Genomic DNA, 18,524 nt, shown 5'->3' with positions numbered 1-18,524 from the left:
GGCCCTCTTCCGCCGATCAGCCGTGGTGGCCGCTGTTGTGGTGGCCGCTGTCGTCGCGGCCGCTCTTGAACTTGATGATCTTTCCGGTCTTCGTCGAGACGTAGACCTCGTACTCCCGTCCGCCCTTGCGCAGTTCGAACTTCCAGGTGCGGTAGCCGTGCTCCAGCTCGCGCTCGACCTTGGTCACCCGCGCGCCGGGGACGCGCTTCTTGGCGATCTGCAGGGCCCTGCTGTAGGAGATGCTCGCCGCGCCGGCCGGTGCGGCGACGGCCGTGGCCGTGACGGTTCCGGCGGCGGAGGTGATGGTGGCCGTCTGCTGCGCGGCGAGGGCGATGCCGCCCGAGCCGGCCAGGAGGGCGGCGGTTCCGAGGGTCGCGATGGTCATTCTGGTGATCTGTTTCATGGATCCAGGTTCGCCGCGATCACGATAGGGGCGCGCTAAGCCTCCGCTAAGAACAGGATCACGCTTGCGCCGCCCTCCGGGGAGCTTCGCAGGGACAGGGAGCCGCCCGACGACTCCGCCGTGCGGCGGGCGATGTCGAGGCCGAGCCCGGTCGATCCGGCCCCGCTTTCACCGCGTTCCAGGGAGGTGTGCGTGGCGAAGCCCGGCCCGGCGTCGGCGACGGTCAGCAGCGCGCCGCCGGGTGCGGGTTCCAGCCGTACGGTGAACGGGACCCCTTCGGGGGTGTGCGCGAACACGTTGCCGAGCAGCGCGTCCACGCACGCGGCGAGCTCGTCGGCGGCCACCGCGACGAGGAGCGGGCCGGATGCCAGATGGAGCGTGAAGTGCCGCGACTGGTCCTCGGCGAGCACCGACCAGAACGCGACCCGAGCCTCGGTCACCGCCACCGCGTCACACTCGGCCCGGTCCCGCGCCCGCTGCCTGGCCTCGGTGATGACCGAGGTGACGGCCCGTTCCAGGGCGTCCACCCTGGCCTCGATCCTGGCGGCCCCCTCCGGGTCTCCGAGGGACTCGGTCTCCAGCCGCAGGGCGGTCAGCGGGGTGCGCAGCCGGTGGGACAGGTCGGCCACGTTCTCCCGTTCCTCGGCGAGCAGGCCGGTGATGCGCCCGGCGAGGTGGTTCAGGGCGAGACCCACCGCGTGGACCTCCGGTGGACCGCCGGGCACGGTCCTGGCGGACAGATCGCCGGAGGCGAGCCGGTGTGACACCCCCGCCAGCGACGCGATCGGCCTGATCACCGCGCGGGCGAGCCGGTCGCCGACCAGGATGCCCAGCCCGACCAGGACCAGGCCGAGCGCCGCCAGCCCGGCCCACACCTGTGCCACGCCCCTGGCCAGCTCCGCGTCGCTCAGGAACACCCGGACCACGGCGGTGCCTCCCGGAGCTCCCTGGACCGCGACCAGGATCTCCCGCCCGCCGGCGACCGCGGCGGTGACACTGTGGCCGCGGGACGCCAGCTCGACGGCGGCGGATCGGGAGGCGGCCGCGCCGATCACCTGGCCGTCAGGAAGGAAGACCGTGACCGGGTGTGTGGCACGCTCGGCGGTGAGCCGCAGGATCTCGGTGTCCACCGTGCCGACCGCCACCGCCACCGAGTCGGCCTCACCGCTCGCCTCGCTCACCGCCCCGCTCTCGGCCACCGTGCGGACCAGCAGCGCGAGCGGGACCAGCAGGGCGATGAGGACGAGGGAGGTGGTCGCCGCGACCAGCAGGGCCAGCCAGCGCCTCATGCCGGAGCGGCCAGTCTGATGCCGACGCCCCGTACGGTCTGCAGGTAGCGGGGGTCGGATGAGGTCTCACCCAGCTTGCGGCGGAGCCAGGAGAGGTGGACGTCCACGGTCTTGTCGGCTCCGCCGTACGGGATCTGCCAGACATGGGTGAGCAGCTCGCGTTTGGTGATCACCTCGCCCGGCCGGGCGGCCAGGTAGTGAAGCAGGTCGAACTCCTTCGGGCTGAGATCCAGTGTCACGCCGTCCAGGGTCGCCTCCCGGGTACGGGGGTCCACCCGCAGGCCGCCGACGGTGACCGAGCTGTCGGCACGGCTCTCGCCCGCCCGCCGGAGCACGGCCCGGATCCGGGCGTCGAGCTGGGTCGAGCTGAACGGTTTGATGATGTAGTCGTCGGCCCCCGCGTCCAGCAACGTGACCATCTCCGCCTCGCCGTCCCGCGCGGTCGCCACGATCACCGGGATCCGGCTCACCGCACGGAGCATGCGCAGCAGGTCGAGGCCGTCCATGTCGGGCAGGCCCAGGTCGAGCACGATGAGGTCGGGACGTTCCTCGACGGCCAGCCGCAGACCGTCGAGAGCGGCGGAGGCGGAGGACACGGCATGGCCGCGATCACGCAGGCCCCGCGTCAGCGAGGTACGGATCGCGGCGTCATCCTCGATAAGCAGCACATTGGACATTTGCCGCCACGTTAGTACCGTCTTGACCCGCGCCAAAAGTGCGTTAGCTGCGCCTTAACCCTGTCTTATCGTTTGCGGTGGGAAAGTGGACGCGTGCGCAGGCGTCTCCCCCTTGTCGTGGCAGGTTGGCTGATCACCGGATTTCTCGCGACCGGAGCGGGAGTGGCGGTGATCGGCCTGCTCGGTGAGCCACTGACGGGCTCCGCCCTCCGCCCGCTCTCCTCGGCCGAGATCAACGAGGCGCTCGCCGGCACCACGCCGCAGGCCGTCGCCGGGCCCACGGCCGATCCCGCACCCACCCCCGCGCCCCCGGCGTCCCCGGCCCCGGATCCGTCCTCCCCGGTTCCGTCTGCGTCCCCCTCCTCTTCCGCGTCCGCCGCGCCGGTGACCGGCAAAAGCGGAGTGATCGACACGGCGGGCGGGAGCGTGATCGCCCGGTGCGAGGACGGCCTGGTCACGCTCCGGGCGTGGAGCCCGGCGCAGGGCTTCCACGTGGAGAAGGTCGAACGGGGACCGGCGGACAGGGCCCGTGTCGAGTTCGAGTCGGACGAGACGAAGGCCAAGGTCGAGGTGCGCTGCTCGGCCGACGGGTCACCGGTCCACCGGATCCACGACTGACCGGCTGGAGTATCGGGAGGAAATGGCCGGAAGTAGGGTCCGGGCCGCCGTGAGCCCTACTTTCGATCGATCCGGCCTCGGAACGGGGGCCGCAGAATCAGGCTCATGCCGCATGAAATGCACCCCCCGACGCCGGAATACACGGGACCGAGGCGTCCCACAACGTCGGAAGCCATGAGACCGGAGCCGCCCCCGACGCCGGAATACACGGGACCGAGGCGTCCCACAACGTCGGAAGCCATGAGACCGGAGCCGCCCCCGACGCCGGAAGACGCGGGACCGGGGCAGTCCACAACGTCGGAAACCACGGGACCGGGACGGCCCACGGCGACCTCCTCCGGCCGGCCGCGTGTCGCCGCGCTCGACGTGCTGCGCGGGTTCGCCCTGTGCGGGATTCTGCTGGCCAACGTCAAGCCGATCGCCCACATGGTCCACACCGCGCAGACCACACAGGCCGTGGTGGTGGCGGGTCAGGACGACGCCTGGCTGGGGCTGGGGCTCTTCGTCGACCAGCGCTTCTTCCCGATTTTCTCCCTGCTGTTCGGCATCGGTTTCTCACTGCTGCTGGACTCCGCGGGACGTCGCGTCCCGCACCCGCGGGTGCTCCTGCTGCGCCGGCTCCTGGTGCTGCTCGCCCTGGGCCTGGCTCACATGTTCCTGCTGTGGCGAGGCGACATCCTGACCATCTATGCCGTCGTCGGCCTGCTGGTGCTGCTGCCCTCGACCTGGCTGCCGCGCTGGGCCGTCGCGGGGCTCGCCGCGGTTCTCATCGCGACGCCGCTGATCCTCAGCAGCAACGGTGTGCCACTGGTGCCCGGGCTGTTCCTGCTGGGCTCGGCGCTGACCCGGTACGGCGTGATCGACCGGATCGAGAGCTCCGCCCGCGTCCCCGCGGCGCTGGGCCTGGCCTTCGCGGCAGGGGCGGTGCCCGCCGTGTGGCTGCAGATCGAGTCGGGGGCCGCCGGCGCGGGGGATTTCGGCTCCTGGTTCGGCCTCGCCGGGTTGCTGATGGCAGGTGCGTACGTGTGCGCCCTGCTGCTCCTGCTCAGAACGCCGCTCCGGCCGGTGCTCCAGGGGGTTTTCGCACCGCTGGGCCGGATGGCGCTGACCAACTACCTGTCCGCCACGATCCTCGTCCTGGTGGCCGCCCGCCTCATCGGCAGCTCGCCGGACGGCTGGTCCGAGGCAACGGTGCTCCTGATCGCCGCAGCCATCCTCGTCCCCCAGTGGCTGGTGTCCACGCTCTGGCTGCGCCGCTACCGCCAGGGCCCCCTGGAATGGCTCTGGCGCTGGGCCACCTGGGCACACCGCCCGCCCCTGCGCCATATCCGCTGATCGCGCCACCCTTGAGCGATCAGCGGCGGCGAGGGATACCGCGGCCCTGAGCCGATCGGCCCGGTCGGCTCAGGGGCCGCGCTTGAGCGATCAGCCGCAGCTGCTGGTGGTCCCGTCCTTGTCCTTGAACGCGGGGGCCTCGTCGGCCACGGTGACCGAGAGCTGGGCGGTCGAGGCGACCAGGCTGCCCACGGGAGACTTGGCGACGCTCTCGTCCACCACGATCCCGCGCTCGCCGAGCAGCTCGTAGCTCTTCGGATCGAAGATCAGGTCCTGCCGGACACCGTCCAGGCCGGCCCGGCCCACGCCGATGCCCTTGCGTCCCGCCGCGTCCTCCGCGCTCTCGATGACGCCGACCCCGGGGATCGTGGCCACGGCCTTGAACAGCGCGGCCCGCTGCGCCGGGGGCATGTAGGTCTCCCTGAGCATGTCGCCCGCCGCGGTGAAGGCCGCCCCGTCCTTGGAGCTACCGCCGCGGTCGCCGGTGTAGAGGTGGGCGCGCATCCCGTCGGCGTCGGAGGGGAGGTTCTTCAGGCTCGCGTAGTCGGTTCGCATGTAGTCGGGGATCTTTGTCCCGCAGGCGGGCAGCGGAAGCTCCGCCGTGCCGGTGTCCTGGTAGGCCTGCTCGGGGATGGGCCAGCCCGGATACGCCTTGGGCTTCAGGTACTCGATCGTCAGCGCGCCGTCCCTGGTGCCGTCCGCCGACTGCCAGATGACCCGCTTGGTCCGGTAGAGGTAGCGGGTCTGCTCGCTGGTCTCACCCGTCTCGCCGGCGACGGCTCCGCCGCCGAAGGAGCCGTACATCGTCTGCGACTCGACCTTGATGAACTGGTCGTCCCGCGGGGTGAGGTCGGTCCTGGAGGCGGCTTTCGCGGCCCTGTCGAGCACCTCGCTCGCGGACATGTTGACGATCTTCGGCATCGTCACCACGACCTCCTCGGCCTTTCCCGAGGGCCCGGCGCCCGGGGCCTGCGCGAGCGTGACCGCGGTCGCGCCGACCGCCACCGCGAGCGCTCCGGCCAGCACCATCGAGTACGGCCTGCGCCAGATCGCCTTCACCGTCTTCGGCCTCGCGGCCGCGACCAGCGCCCGCCGGGCCGCGGCCTTCGCCTCCTGCTCGTACGGAGGCGCGTCCGGGCGGATGTCGGCCATCAGCCGGATCTCATCGTGGTTCATGCGTGCGACTCCAGAGAACGGCGGATCTTGGTCCGGGTGCGGGAGAGCCGGGATCGTACGGTCCCGATCGGAATGCCGAGCGCCTGCGCGGCTTCCTCGTAGGTCAGGTCGGCCCAGGCCACCAGCAGGAGCAGGTCCCGCTCGGCGGAGCCGAGCCTGGCGAGCGCGGCGGCCAGAGCGGGCCGGAGCCGGGCGGCGGTGAGGCGTTCGGCGCTGCGATCCTCGAACTCGGCCGCCCGTTCCGGGGCCTGCCGGGCGAGTGCCTTGAGCCTGCGGGTCTCGGCCCTGCGGTGGCCGGAGATCAGCTTGGAGGCGATGCCGTACAGCCAGGGTCTGGCGTCGCCCCGGGTGAGGTCGTACCGGGCCCTCTTGCGGAAGGCCACGAGAAAGGTCTCGGCCGTCACGTCGTCAGCCGTGGTGACGTCGTTCAGCCGTCGTGCCGCATATCGGTGAATCTCATCCGCGTGGCGGTCGAAAAGCCCGGCGAACCTGTCGGGGTCCGCCAGCGACTCCTTGACCAGGGCGGCGTCATCGGAGGGCGGGGGCAGGGTGGGCGTCTCCGCCCGGTGGGGGAGAGCCGACGTCACCACCCGTTTCGTCCAGTCATCGAGAGGGGTCCTTTCGCGGGGCGCGTCCGCGCCCTCATCCCCTACTCCGCCGTTCGCCCCCATCCGGTTCCGCCCGCTTCCATCAAATTTCAGGCTTTCGCGGGGGGCGTCCGCGACAAGTCTTCCATCGACTCGGAAACCATCGGGTCGAACGGGCCGGCTTCCCGAGACCCGCACGCTTCTCACCGATGCCCGATCGCCGCCCGGCGGACCGAATCCTGCGAGATGTTCACCTTTGACGGTCGTCAGCCGGGAGAAACCTGGCCGATCAGCCGGAGAGCGGCGTGTCTACTGGCAACTGCACTCCATGGTGTGATGGCTTGGTGACATACAGCGAATTTTGCTGGTCGACACCATCGCGATCGCCTCCGCACCCTCATGTGCCGGAGTGGTTGGCATTCAGAGCCGGGACACGTGCCGCCAACCCTCGCCACAACGGTGCGGGGCCTCATCCAACAAGAAGGAATTCCGCATGTCTTCCCGCACCTGTCGCACCGCTCTGGCACTGGCCACCGCGGCCACCGCAATCACCGTCCCAATCGCCTTCGCCCTTACCGCCCATGCCGCCTCGCCTCCTCAGTCGTACCGGTGCATGGAGGGGCCGCGCGTCGGCAGCGTCACCATCAACGGGGCTGTCAGTCCCTCGACCGTAGGAAGCGGTTGCACCACCGTTTTCGGGGACGACGGCGTGATGTTCTTCGCGAACAACCCGGAACCGTTCCTCTGCAAGGGCGTCATCTCGATCGATGGCACGGCCGCGGGCGAGGAGTGCCACACGCCGGACTGATCGTCGCGTGCGGGCGGGTTCCCTCGCGGCACCGCCCCCGCACACTGGTTGTTTCCCGGCTGCCGGATCCGGCAGACCAAGGATCAGCTGTCCGGATCCGGTAGACCGGGAAATCAGCCGAGTCTGCCCGTTGGAGATCGCCGAGGGCACGCGGTGGGTGACGCCCCCCGGCTGAGAGATGCCCGCCCTGACCTCTTGCCCGGCATGAGCGCCGGAGACGTCTCCTTTACAGCCCCACCTGCCACGGCAAGCCCCGTGCGCCGATTTTCCCCGCTGCCCGCAGTCCTGCGGTACTAGGATCCGCATTCGGCAAAGCGGCGCAAAAGGGAGAGTCAATGAACGCCCAAAAGGCTGGCGGCAGACGATGGCTGTTAAAGGGTTTTGTGTTGGCGATCGTCGCGGTGGTGGTGTCCGGCTTCGTTCTCAGCGGGTGCACGCGAGTGAGCACCCAGCCCGACGAAGTGGTCCTGCACTACGCGGGCGGCGTCTTCGAGGCCATCAAGTTCGATGAATGCATCAATCCCTCCAGCGGCGCCACGCTGCTCGGCCCGGGTGACACGGCGTATTCCTATCCATTCGGCCAGCGGACCTTTGATTTCTCCGGACTGGGCGACGCCGAGGCCAAGCCCCTGTCCGTTGTCTCGAAGGACAACGTCGAAATGACGGTGTCCGGGGTGGCGACGTTCACACTGAACACCGACTGTAAGACGTTGCAGCAGTTCCACGAGAAAATCGGCCTGAAGTACCACGCCTATTACGAGGGCGGCGAGTCCGAGGGCTGGCGGCAGATGCTCAACATCTACATGCGGGTGCCGCTGGACCGCGCGATGGACGCCGCGTCGCAGGAGTTCGAATGGCGCGGGCTGTTCAACGACCCGAACGTGAAGCAGGCCTGGGAGGCGAGGGTCGGCGTGCTGGCCCGGCAGTTCATCAAGGCGGCGGCCGGGGCCGACTACTTCTGCAACCAGAACTACGCGGGCGTCGGCGAGTGCGCGGACATCTCGCTGACCATCCAGAAGCCCGAGCCGCCGGAGGCCCTGGTCAGCGCGCTCGCCGACGAGCAGGCCGCGAAGGCGGAGAACGCGGCCCAGCTCCAGCGCAACGCCAAGGTCCGCACCGAGATCGAATCCATCAAGGACCTCGTGAAGGTCCTCGGCCCCCAGGGCGCCGTGCTCTGGCAGGCCATCCAGCAGGGAGAGGTCTCCGTGGTGCCGGTTCCCCAGGGCAGCAACCTCAACATCACCCCGCCGAAGCCCTAGCCAACGGCGCCCCGGTCCGTGCTCTTTGTCCGTCGCGCTTCACGTGTCACGTTCCGTACCTGACGCCGCACGTGTCGCGCGTCGTATACGGCGCTGTACGTGTCGCTCCTCACCGGCCGCGCCTCACGTGTCGCTCGTCACGTGCTTCATGCGCCGCGCTTCACCTGTCGCTCGTCACGTGCTTCATGCGCCGCGCTTCACGTGTCGCTCGTCATGTGCCGTGCTCCATACGCCGCACCTCACATGTCGCCCCTCATGCGCTGCCGTCCGCGGGGCCGGGGCCCAGCTCGGCCCCGAAGTCGTGTGCGATCTTCCGCATGCTCTCGGCGAGGTGCTCCCGGTCGAGCGCGTTGATCCGCTCGGCCGGGCCGGACACCGACAGCGCGGCGACCGTCCGCGCCCCGTCGCGCACCCCCACGGCCAGGCAGTGCACGCCGAGCTCCTCCTCGCCCAGGTCCAGGGCGTACCCCCGCTCGCGCACCCGCCGCAGCTCGGCGAGCATGCCGGGCAGGTCGGTGATGGTGTTGGCGGTCCGCCGGGGCATGCCGGTCCGCCTGATCAGCGAGGTCACCTCGGCGTCGGCGCGGTCGGCCATCAGGACCTTGCCCACCGCGGTGCTGTGCGGCAGCACCCGCCTGCCGACCTCGGCGAACATCCGCAGCCGTCGCGGCGAGGGCACCTGGGCGACGTAGACGATGAAGTCGCCCTCCAGCACCGCCATGTTGGCCGTCTCGCCGGACAGCTCGACCATTCTCGTCAGGTACGGCTGCGCCCAGACGCCGATCATGCGCTCGGCCACCCCGCCGAGCCGTACCAGCGCACCTCCCAGCGCGTAACGGCGGTCCGACTCCTGGCGCACGTAGCCCCGTACGAGCAGGGTGCGCAGCAGGCGGTGGATCGTTCCGTACGGCAGGCCGGTCCTGGCCGCGATCTCCGACAGCCCGGCCTCTCCGTCCTGCTTCGCCAGTGCTTCCAGCACGTCCAGCGCGCGGTCGACCGACTGCACCGTGCCGAGGGAACCCGTTCCGCTCGCGCGCTCCGGACGTGCGGGAATCGGCGGCAGGCCGTCTCCTCCGTGTCGTCCGTCCTGCCCTGCCCGCCCGTCCGCCTGCTCTCCGGTTCCTCGCTCGTCGGCCGGCTCGCCGGGGCGCACTCCCACAACCATTCGTGCCTCGGGCCTCTCACGGGGTTCGTGGGTCATCAAATGCACCTCCTTGAGCTGATGACTGGAGCTGGTCGACGCGGGGCCGTCGGTGCGCGGTGCGGCACCTCAGGCCCTGGCCTTCAGGCCGGGATCGTCGGCACGCGTCCGAGTCCTCTGAGGGAGGCGTCCAGGACCTGGGCGGTGTGCGCCACGGGGATCTCCTGGGCGCCCCGGCGGCGGATGGCCGCGGTGATCTGCATGGTGCAGCCGGGGTTGGCCGAGACCAGCAGGTCGGCACCCGTGGCCAGCACCCGTTCGGCCTTGCGGTCACCGAGATCTCTGGCGGCCTCGGGCTGGAACAGATTGTAGGTTCCCGCCGAGCCGCAGCAGATGGCCGACTCGGAGATCTCCTTCAGCTCCAGACCGGGGATGGCGGAGAGCAGCTCACGGGGCTGGGACCGTATCCCCTGCGCGTGGGCCAGGTGGCAGGCGTCGTGGTAGGCCACGGTGAGCGGCAGCGGATGCCGCTCGGCCGCCGGGCCGAGCTCGGCGAGATACTCCGCCAGGTCGACGGTCCGGATCGCCCCTGCCCTCCGAGCCCATTCGCCCTCGAGGATCTCGGCGTAGTCCTTCATGGTCGAGCCGCATCCCGCCGCGTTGACCACGATCGTGTCCACGCCCGCCCGCTCGAAGGTGGCGATCGTCCGCCTGGCGAACCGCTTGGCCTGCTCCTCCTGGCCGGAGTGCAGCGACAGCGCCCCGCAGCAGCCCTGCGACGGCGGGATCACCACGTCGCAGCCCTCCATCGCGAGCACCCGGGCCGTGGCCTCGTTGACCTGCGGGAAGAACTCCCCCTGCACGCACCCGGTGAGCATCCCGACCGTGGCCCTGCGCGAACCCTTCGCCTCGACCCTGTGCGGCAGCCGCACCCTCGCCGAGACCGGGGGTGCGAGGTCGGCCATCGCGGCCAGGGACGGGTTGATCCGCTCCAGCCGGGGGATGATCTTGCGACGGATCCCCCCGCTGAGCCGCAGCGGCAGCCGCATCGCCCGCAGGCGCCGGGGATAGGGGAACAGCTGGAAGACCACCGCCCGCAGCGCCCGGTCGTCCGGCTTCCTGACGTGCTCGCGCTCGACCTCGGCCCGGGTCTGCTCGATCAGCCGGTCGTAGCGCACCCCGGACGGGCAGGCCGTCACACACGCCATGCATCCCAGGCACGCGTCGAAGTGCCCGGCCATCTCCGGTGTCATCGGGGTGCCCTCGACGTGCTGCTTCATCAGGTGGATCCGGCCGCGCGGGGAGTCCATCTCCTCGCCCCACAGCACGTATGTCGGGCACGAGGGCAGGCAGAACCCGCAGTGCACGCAGTCATTGATCAGTTCGAGGTCCACGTCAGATCCCTCCCACGAACCGGCCGGGGGAGAGTCTCCGGCCGGGGTCGAACCGCTCCTTGACCCGCCGCATCAGCGGCAGCGCGCTCGCCGGGCCCCAGCGGTCGACCCGGAGCGTGAGCTCCCGCGGCGCGGCGAGCACGGTCAGCCGGCCGCCGAGGTGGCCGAGGTCGCCGCGCAGGCCCGACACGAACTCCGCGAACGCCGGTTCGCCGACGTCGGAGGGCAGGGCGATCATCAGGACCGTCGAGGCGACCGACCCGCGCACGCGTGCGGGCAGCTCGCGGGCGGCGATCGCCCGCAGCGCGGCGTGCGCGAGGGCGGGCGGGATCCGCAACTCCAGCAGTACGTCCTCACCGGGCGGCGCCGTCCACCAGGCGGGGGGCTCGCCGGTGATCCGCGCGGTCCCGTGTTCGCCCATCAGCGTCTGTACGGCGAGGGCCCGGCCCTGGGCCGCCGTCCCCTCGACCAGGGCGGCCACGGTGGCCCCGCCCCGGACGTCGGGCCAGTCCAGCTCGACGGCGCTCGGCTCGGCCTGGGACGCCGCGAGCCCGGCGACGAGCGTCTCCAGTCCCCCGGGGAAGGACCTCGCCCCTCCGGACGCCGCAGGTCCGGACACGGGCAGTTCCACGGTGATCCAGCGACGGTCCAACGGGACGGGGTGGAGGCGGAAGATGGCCTCGGTGATGATGCCGAGCGTGCCGTACGAGCCGCTGAAGAGCTTGCCCAGGTCGTAGCCCGCGACGTTCTTGACGACCTTGCCGCCGGACCGGGCGACCGTGCCGTCCGCCAGCACGACCGTGATGCCGATCAGCAGGTCGCGGGGCGCGCCGTACCGGAACCTGCGGGGGCCGGCGGTGGCGGTGGCGATCGTGCCGCCGACCGTGGCGCCGTCGAGCGGGACGTCGAGGGCGAGCTCCTGGCCCCCGCCCCCGAGGGTCTCGGCCAGGGTGTCCATGGTCACGCCCGCCTGGGTGCGGACGATCAGGTCGCCGGTGGCGTGCTCCAGCACCTCGTTCAGGCAGCAGGTGTCGATCAGCAGGTCACAGCGCTCGGGCGGGCCACCCCAGTGCAGTTTGGTGCCGCCGCCGACCGGGACCACGGCGAGATCGTGCTCGGCCGAGACCCGCATCAGCGCGGCGACCTCCTCGGTGGTCTCGGGCAGTGCCACCCAGCGAGGGGGGACGCCGGCCACGGCATCGCCGGGATCCGCCTCCCGGATCGTCACGCCCGTCTTGTTCAGGGCCTCCGCCTCGTGCCGCAGTGCCTTCATCAGAAGTGTTCCGCCTGTCCTGACTCGACCAGCGGGTGCACGCCCTTGCGGACCCCCGGGACCTCACCGCAGAGGCGCGGGGTGGGGAAGATCTTGCCGGGGTTCGACAGAGCCCGGGGGTCGAAGGCGCAGCGCACCAGCTGCATGGTGTCGAGATCCTCATCGGAGAACATCCTCGACATGTATCGGGACTTGTCCACACCGACGCCGTGCTCGCCGGTGATCGACCCGCCGTGCTCGATGCAGAGGTCGAGGATCTTCCCCGAGACGATCTCGGCCCGCTCGCCCGCGCCGGGCTCCGCGTCGTCGAACAGCACCAGGGGATGCAGGTTGCCGTCTCCGGCGTGGAAGACGTTGGCCACCCGGATGCCGTGCTCCCGCGACAATCGGTCGATGCTCGCCAGAACCTCGGGCAGCGTGGTCCTGGGCACGACGCCGTCCTGCACGATGTAGGCGGGGCTGATCCGTCCCACCGCGGCGAAGGCCGACTTGCGGCCCCTCCAGATCGCGGCCCGCTCCGCCGGGTCGTCGGCGATCCGCAGCTCGAACGCGCCGCTCTCCTCGCAGATCCGCGTCACCTCGCCGAACTGGTGGGCGACTTCCTCCGCAGGACCGTCCAGCTCCACGATGAGCACCGCACCGGCGCCCTCGGGATAGGCGCAGGCCACGGCCGCCTCGGCCGCTTCGATGGCCAGGGCGTCCATCATCTCGATCGCGGCCGGCACGATGCCGCCGCCGATGACGGCCGACACCGCCTGCCCGCCCTGCTCGATGTCCTTGAACGCCGCGAGCAGGGTCGTCACGGTCTCCGGCGCCCGCGTCAGCCGTACGGTGACCTTGGTGGCGATGCCGAGCGTGCCCTCCGAGCCGATGAAGGCGCCCAGCAGGTCGTAGCCGGGATCGCCGTCCGACAGCTCGACGATGTCGCCGTCGGGGGTGACGATCTCCAGGGCGAGCACGTGGTTGACCGTGAAGCCGTACTTCAGGCAGTGCGCCCCGCCGGAGTTCTCCGCCACGTTGCCGCCGATGGTGCACACCTGCTGGCTGGACGGGTCGGGCGCGTAGTAGTAGCCGAGGTCGCGGACGGCCTCGGTGATCGCCAGGTTGGTGACGCCGGGCTCCACCACGGCCCGCCGGTTCGCCGCGTCGACGGAGAGGATCCGCCGCATCTTCGAGGTCACGATCAGCACACCGTCGGCCCTCGGCAGCGCCCCGCCCGACAGCCCCGTCCCCGCGCCGCGAGCCACGAACGGCAGGCCGTACTCGTTGCAGACCCTCACCACGGCCGCGATCTGCTCGGCGCTCTCCGGCAGCACGACGATGCCGGGCATCACGCGGTGATGGGTCAGCCCGTCGCATTCGTAGGTGCGCAGCCGTACGGGATCGGTGATCACCGCCCCGTGGCCGAGGAGCTCCTCGAACCTGCGGGCCGGCTCTTGCAGCGTCATCGTCGACATCGTTCCTCCTCCGGCGTGCGCGGGACCTTGGCAGCGCCCGTGCCCTCGTTGTCCATGCCTATTGGTCGATCGAGGACATTGCTCTCTTATCGCATTCTCGCTCAGTACGGAACAACGGCGCCCCTCTCCTGCCGTGCGGTCTCGTCCAGCGGACCGGGGGAGTGGGGATCCCTGATCATTCGATGGACGGATCGGCGGTCCGCCTGCGGCGTCGTCCGGAGGACGTCGTGCGCGCGGTGACCGGCGCGCAGGTGGAACCGCCCCTTGATCATCGTGATCAGGACGCCCCGGGTCCACCCCTCGTCCGCCGCCTTGCACGCGTAGAACTCCCTCGTCGTCCTGTCTCCGGGCAGGTCCAGCAGGACGACGTGGTGGCCCCAGGGGAGGGGCCGCCCGGTCGCCGGGACGCAGTCCGGCCAGGCCGCCGCGAAGGCCCTCATGTAGAGGAGATTGGTCCGCGAGTAGGCGCCGGCCTCGGGAAACGCGGCCCGGAGATCGGCGGACAGCCGGGGGACGACCACCGCGGCCCAGGCGTCGTCCGGCTGCCGGTCGAGGATGTGACGGCCGATCCGCCAGTACTGGCGAATCAGCTCGGCGTCGGCGGCGAGCACGGCCCGCGCGCGGCTGCCGGTGATCTCACGTGTGACGGCGTCGAGCAGGTCTCCGTAGCCGACGGGGTCGCCGTCCGTGCCGTTCCTGTGATCGCTCATGCACGGAAAATAGCGATCCTCGCCCGGGTGCGCATCAGGCCCGATCGGGGTGCCAGGGTGGGGAACCCCCCTCTCGGGAGGAGGATTCCCCATCACCGGATCGGTCATGTCACGGCATACGGGCATAGGCGGGGAGGGTAAGGAACTCCACGAAGTCGTCGTCCAGGGCGACTTCCTTGAACAGGCCGGTGGCCTGGGAGTAAAGAGTCTCGTCGTAGCCGGGTTCGGCCTTGATCTTGGCGAGCTCCTCGTCGATGATGCGCTCGACGAGCTCCTTGGTGACCACGGCGCCGGTGTCGGCGAGCTTGATGTCGTTGTGGATCCACTGCCAGATCTGGGAGCGGGAGATCTCGGCGGTGGCCGCGTCCTCCATCAGGTTGTGGATCGCCACCGCGCCCAGCCCGCCCATCCAGGCGGCCAGGTAGCGCAGCGCCACGTCCACGTTGTTGCGCAGGCCCGTCTCGGTGATGTCGCCGGGGGTCTTGGAGACCGCCAGCAGCTCCGCGGCGGAGACGGAGACGTCCTCACGCAGGCGGTCGAGCTGGTTCGGCCGGTCCCCGAGAACACCGTCGAAGACGTCGCGGCAGATCGGCACCAGGTCGGGGTGGGCCACCCAGGAGCCGTCGAAGCCGTCGCCGGACTCGCGGGTCTTGTCGGCGGTCACCTTCTCCAGGGCGACCTTGTTGACCTCGGGGTCGCGCCGGGAGGGGATGAACGCGGCCATGCCGCCGATCGCGTGGGCGCCGCGCTTGTGGCAGGTGCGGACCAGGAGCTCGGTGTAGGCGCGCATGAACGGGGCGGTCATGGTCACCGCGTTGCGCTCGGGAAGCAGGAACTCCCGGCCCCGGGTGCGGAACTTCTTGATCACACTGAACAGGTAGTCCCAGCGTCCCGCGTTGAGACCCGCGGAGTGGTCGCGGAGCTCGTAGAGGATCTCCTCCATCTCGAAGGCCGCGGGGTAGGTCTCGATGAGGACCGTCGCCCGGATCGTGCCCTGGGGGATGCCGAGCAGGTCCTGGGCCTTGACGAAGACGTCGTTCCAGAGGCGGGCCTCCAGGTGCGACTCCAGCTTCGGCAGGTAGAAGTAGGGGCCCTTGCCCTTGGCGATCTGCCTGCGCGCCGAGTGGAAGAAGTAAAGGCCGAAGTCGACGAGCGAGCCGGAGAGCGGAACGCCGCCGAGCGTCAGGTGCTTCTCCTCCAGGTGCCATCCGCGCGGGCGCACCACGACGGTGGCGAGCTCGTCATCGGGCCTGAGCGCGTAGCTCTTGCCGCCGGCTTCGAAGTCGATGGTCCGATCCAGGGCGTCCCGCAGATTGAGCTGGCCGCTGACGGTGTTGTCCCAGGTGGGGGCGTTGGCATCCTCGAAGTCGGCGAGCCAGACCTTGGCCCCCGAGTTCAGGGCGTTGATCGTCATCTTCCGGTCCACCGGGCCGGTGATCTCCACGCGGCGGTCGACCAGTCCGGGAGCGGGCGGGGCGACGCGCCACTCGGACTCGCGTACGTGCTTGGTCTCGGGCAGGAAGTCGAGGGTGCCCCCGGCCGACAGCTCCGCCTGGCGGGTCTGACGGGCCTCCATCAGCTCCAGGCGTCGCGCGCCGAACTCGTGCTGAAGGGCGGCCAGGAAGGCCAGCGCCTCCGGCGTGAGGATCTCGTCGAACCGGTCCTGCAAGGGGCCGCTGATCTCAACGCCGTCCATGAGCCCTCTTTCCGTATGGTGGAAAAACGCTTCTGAATTGTGGAATCAACGCTACGTTACGATCACTTCTCGGTCAAAAGCGGGGGGACCCCTCAGGAGCGCCTCAGGGCAGAGCGGGGGAGCCCTCAGGGCGGTCTCAGGGCAGCGCGGGGGGCTTCCCTGATGAGGCGGGCGGGCGTGCTCGGCCACAGTGGGATCACCCCCCTCCGCCGAGGGATCGGTACGGAGAAGGAAGCGGAGAGCTTCCCGAAACTGAGGACTGAGCTCATGAAGAAGACCATGCTCGCCGCTGGAGCGCTCCTGGGCTCGGCGCTCGTGCTTTCCGGCTGCCGGCTCGATGTCGGCGCCTTCGGGGACGAGGAGCAGGCCGTCTCCTCCTACGACGTCACCGGTACGGTGACCGCCCTGGACGTCTCCACCGGCTCCGGGGAGATCGTGATCAACGAGTCGAAGCGGTCCGGCGTCCACGTGACCGAGACGATGCACTGGCGCGGGGACAAGCCCAAGGCCGAGCATCCCCTCGACGCCGACAAGCTCACCCTGCGTTACAAGTGCCCGGAGCCGGACGGGAACTGCTCGGTGGACTACAAGGTCGAGATCCCGCAGGGCGTCACGGTCAAGCTGGACGCCGGTTCGGGCATCATCACGCTGCGCGGGCTGACCGGGGGAGTGAGCGCCTCCACCGGATCCGGGGACATCGAGGCCAACGCCCTGGGCGCCAAGCGGTTCGTCGCCGACACGGGCTCCGGCCACATCAAGGCGAGGTTCACCGTCATGCCCGACAACGTCGACCTCGAGACCGGCTCGGGCGACGTCACCGCGTGGCTGCCCCAGGGCGCCTACAACGTGACCACCAGGAGCGGATCCGGCGATCAGACGGTCGAGGTCACCAAGGACCCCTCCGCGCCCAGGACCGTCTCGGTGCAGACCGGCTCCGGCGACGCCGAGGTCCTGCTCCCCTGAGCCGCGGGTGACGCCGAATCCCCGCCTGCCGAGCCGGTCCGGCGATGCCGAGGCCCCGCGTCCCCCGGCCGGTCCCGCGCCGCCGGGATCCTGCTTTCCAAGGCGGTCCGGCGGCTTTTCTCCGGCCCGGGCAACGGATAACCAGGTGATGACGGGAGGTTCGCATGGCACCATCAGAGGGAAGAGACCCGGGGTGTTCGAGCGTTGACTCCTGTGAGTGAACACATCCGAACCACTCGCATACGAACAAAGCCTGAAGGAGAACGACATAGACACTCGTGAGCCGCTGGACATTGATCGGTTCGACGATCTGCTGGAGAACGGCGAGATGGATCTGGCCGAGCGCCAGGCCCTACGCCGGGTGGCGGGGCTCTCCACGGAGCTCCAGGATGTCACCGAGGTCGAATACCGCCAGCTGCGGCTTGAGCGGGTCGTCCTCGTCGGCGTCTGGACCTCGGGTACGGCGATCGACGCCGAAAACTCCCTCCTGGAGCTCAAGCTTCTCGCCGAGACCGCGGGTTCGGAGGTGCTGGAAGGTCTGGTCCAGCGCCGTCAGAAGCCCGACACGGCGACCTACATCGGTTCGGGCAAGGCCCAGGAGCTCGCCGACATCGTCGCCGCCACCGGCGCCGACACCGTGGTGTGCGACGGCGAGCTGAGCCCCGGCCAGCTTCGCCAGCTTGAGGAGATCGTCCAGGTCAAGGTCATCGACCGGACCATGCTGATCCTCGACATCTTCGCCCAGCACGCCAAGAGCCGCGAGGGCAAGGCGCAGGTGGAGCTCGCACAGCTCAACTACCTGCTGCCGCGCCTGCGTGGCTGGGGTGGCAACCTGTCCCGTCAGGTCGGCGGACGCGCCGCGGGCGGCGTCGGCATGGGCGGCCGTGGTCCCGGTGAGACCAAGATCGAGCTGGACCGCCGCCGGATCCGCGAGCGGATGGCCAAGCTGCGCCGCCAGATCGGCGAGATGACCACCTCGCGCGAGACCAAGAGGTCGCGGAGGCTGGAGCGCGAGGTTCCGGCCGTGGCCATCGCCGGTTACACCAACGCGGGCAAGTCCTCGCTGCTGAACCGGCTGACCGGCGCCGGCGTGCTGGTCGAGGACTCGCTGTTCGCCACGCTGGACCCGACCGTCCGCAGGGCGCACACCCCCGACGGCCGCCTGTTCACGCTGGCCGACACCGTCGGATTCGTCCGGCATCTGCCGCACCAGCTCGTCGAGGCGTTCCGTTCCACGCTGGAGGAGGTCGGCGACGCCGACCTGATCCTGCACGTGGTCGACGGCGCGCACCCCGACCCGGAGTCGCAGCTCGCCGCGGTGCGCGAGGTGCTCTCCGACATCGAGGGCGCGCGCGACATCCCGGAGCTCGTGGTCATCAACAAGGCCGACGCCGCCGACCCGGTGGTGCTGGCCCAGCTGACCGCCCGCGAGAAGCACACCGTCGTGGTCTCGGCCCGCACCGGCGCCGGGATGGACGAGCTGATGGCCATCATCGAGCGCGAGCTGCCCCGCTTCGACCAGGAGGTCAGGCTGCTGGTCCCGTACCAGCGCGGTGACCTGATCTCCCGGGCCCACAAGGAGGGCGAGGTCCTCGACGTGGAGCACACGGAAGAGGGCACGATCCTGCACGCCAGGGTTCTGCCCAGCCTCTTCGCCGAGCTGGAGAAGACCTCCAAGCCCGTCGAGACCGTCGAAGCGGTCTGATCCGTCCCGCACACCGCCGCCCGCCTGTGCCGC

The 18,524-nt window shown here is 70.3% G+C and carries 17 protein-coding genes; 6 read left to right on the top strand and 11 right to left on the bottom strand.

Annotation, left to right across the window (positions count from 1 at the left end; translation table 11 throughout):
- Nucleotides 1–16: 16 nt before the first annotated feature.
- From CHC08_RS23370 to CHC08_RS23360, 3 genes are read right to left on the bottom strand one after another with little or no spacing between them, the layout of a single operon-like run.
- A complete protein-coding gene (locus CHC08_RS23370; protein ID WP_089209480.1) occupies nucleotides 17–403 on the bottom strand; it encodes a PepSY domain-containing protein in 387 nt (128 codons plus the stop codon).
- 35 nt (nucleotides 404–438) lie between these two features.
- On the bottom strand, nucleotides 439–1,692 hold the full coding sequence (locus CHC08_RS23365; RefSeq protein ID WP_089209479.1) for a sensor histidine kinase: 1,254 nt from the start codon (nucleotides 1,690–1,692) through the stop codon (nucleotides 439–441).
- Nucleotides 1,689–2,369: a response regulator transcription factor gene (locus tag CHC08_RS23360; protein ID WP_089209478.1), complete on the bottom strand. Its 681-nt coding sequence runs from the start codon at nucleotides 2,367–2,369 to the stop codon at nucleotides 1,689–1,691. The genes CHC08_RS23365 and CHC08_RS23360 overlap by 4 nt, the downstream gene beginning before the upstream one ends.
- A gap of 93 nt (nucleotides 2,370–2,462) precedes the next feature.
- Between CHC08_RS23360 and CHC08_RS48445 the strand changes: the two genes are divergently transcribed.
- Together CHC08_RS48445 and CHC08_RS23350 are read left to right on the top strand one after the other, a co-directional pair.
- Nucleotides 2,463–2,987, top strand: coding sequence for a hypothetical protein (locus tag CHC08_RS48445; RefSeq protein WP_143653323.1), 525 nt, complete (start codon nucleotides 2,463–2,465; stop codon nucleotides 2,985–2,987).
- A gap of 240 nt (nucleotides 2,988–3,227) precedes the next feature.
- Complete coding sequence (locus tag CHC08_RS23350) at nucleotides 3,228–4,322, top strand: DUF418 domain-containing protein (RefSeq protein ID WP_089209476.1); 1,095 nt, start codon at nucleotides 3,228–3,230, stop codon at nucleotides 4,320–4,322.
- A 90-nt stretch (nucleotides 4,323–4,412) separates the two neighbouring features.
- Here CHC08_RS23350 and CHC08_RS23345 read toward each other — a convergent pair whose 3' ends face one another.
- Together CHC08_RS23345 and CHC08_RS23340 are read right to left on the bottom strand one after the other, a co-directional pair.
- Nucleotides 4,413–5,498: a CU044_5270 family protein gene (locus tag CHC08_RS23345; protein WP_089209475.1), complete on the bottom strand. Its 1,086-nt coding sequence runs from the start codon at nucleotides 5,496–5,498 to the stop codon at nucleotides 4,413–4,415.
- Nucleotides 5,495–6,085, bottom strand: a complete 591-nt coding sequence (locus CHC08_RS23340; RefSeq protein ID WP_245878494.1) for an RNA polymerase sigma factor — start codon at nucleotides 6,083–6,085, stop codon at nucleotides 5,495–5,497. Before CHC08_RS23340 ends, CHC08_RS23345 begins: the two co-directional genes overlap by 4 nt.
- A gap of 493 nt (nucleotides 6,086–6,578) precedes the next feature.
- Here CHC08_RS23340 and CHC08_RS23335 point away from each other — a divergent pair, with 493 nt between their 5' ends.
- Entirely contained in the window at nucleotides 6,579–6,893 is a 315-nt protein-coding gene (locus CHC08_RS23335) for a hypothetical protein (RefSeq protein ID WP_089209474.1), read from the top strand.
- Nucleotides 6,894–7,276: 383 nt separating this feature from the next.
- Complete coding sequence (locus CHC08_RS23330; protein WP_245878498.1) at nucleotides 7,277–8,152, top strand: SPFH domain-containing protein; 876 nt, start codon at nucleotides 7,277–7,279, stop codon at nucleotides 8,150–8,152.
- 253 nt (nucleotides 8,153–8,405) lie between these two features.
- Here the strand turns inward: CHC08_RS23330 and CHC08_RS23325 are convergent, their stop codons facing one another.
- The 6 genes from CHC08_RS23325 to aceB all read right to left on the bottom strand — a co-directional run bounded on the left by CHC08_RS23325 (nucleotide 8,406) and on the right by aceB (nucleotide 15,823).
- Nucleotides 8,406–9,353, bottom strand: a complete 948-nt coding sequence (locus tag CHC08_RS23325) for an IclR family transcriptional regulator (protein WP_245878493.1) — start codon at nucleotides 9,351–9,353, stop codon at nucleotides 8,406–8,408.
- An 83-nt stretch (nucleotides 9,354–9,436) separates the two neighbouring features.
- Nucleotides 9,437–10,687, bottom strand: coding sequence for a (Fe-S)-binding protein (locus CHC08_RS23320; protein WP_089209472.1), 1,251 nt, complete (start codon nucleotides 10,685–10,687; stop codon nucleotides 9,437–9,439).
- A gap of 1 nt (nucleotide 10,688) precedes the next feature.
- Nucleotides 10,689–11,960, bottom strand: coding sequence for an FAD-binding oxidoreductase (locus tag CHC08_RS23315; RefSeq protein ID WP_089209471.1), 1,272 nt, complete (start codon nucleotides 11,958–11,960; stop codon nucleotides 10,689–10,691).
- The gene (locus tag CHC08_RS23310) at nucleotides 11,960–13,408 is read right to left on the bottom strand and encodes an FAD-binding oxidoreductase (protein ID WP_089209500.1); all 1,449 of its coding nucleotides are present in this window, start codon (nucleotides 13,406–13,408) and stop codon (nucleotides 11,960–11,962) included. The genes CHC08_RS23315 and CHC08_RS23310 overlap by 1 nt, the downstream gene beginning before the upstream one ends.
- Before the next feature lie 110 nt (nucleotides 13,409–13,518).
- On the bottom strand, nucleotides 13,519–14,127 hold the full coding sequence (locus tag CHC08_RS23305) for a DUF1016 N-terminal domain-containing protein (protein ID WP_179282170.1): 609 nt from the start codon (nucleotides 14,125–14,127) through the stop codon (nucleotides 13,519–13,521).
- A gap of 109 nt (nucleotides 14,128–14,236) precedes the next feature.
- Nucleotides 14,237–15,823, bottom strand: coding sequence for a malate synthase A (aceB, locus tag CHC08_RS23300; RefSeq protein ID WP_089209469.1), 1,587 nt, complete (start codon nucleotides 15,821–15,823; stop codon nucleotides 14,237–14,239).
- Nucleotides 15,824–16,090: 267 nt separating this feature from the next.
- Here aceB and CHC08_RS23295 point away from each other — a divergent pair, with 267 nt between their 5' ends.
- Both CHC08_RS23295 and hflX read left to right on the top strand, forming a co-directional pair.
- The gene (locus CHC08_RS23295) at nucleotides 16,091–16,786 is read left to right on the top strand and encodes a DUF4097 family beta strand repeat-containing protein (RefSeq protein ID WP_179282169.1); all 696 of its coding nucleotides are present in this window, start codon (nucleotides 16,091–16,093) and stop codon (nucleotides 16,784–16,786) included.
- Between the two features lie 328 nt (nucleotides 16,787–17,114).
- Nucleotides 17,115–18,491, top strand: a complete 1,377-nt coding sequence (hflX, locus tag CHC08_RS23290) for a GTPase HflX (protein WP_089209499.1) — start codon at nucleotides 17,115–17,117, stop codon at nucleotides 18,489–18,491.
- Nucleotides 18,492–18,524 lie beyond the last annotated feature (33 nt).

It is taken from the genome of Streptosporangium subroseum, from assembly GCF_900188345.1.
Classification (GTDB): domain Bacteria; phylum Actinomycetota; class Actinomycetes; order Streptosporangiales; family Streptosporangiaceae; genus Streptosporangium; species Streptosporangium subroseum.
This window is presented reverse-complemented; position numbering and strand designations above follow the sequence as displayed.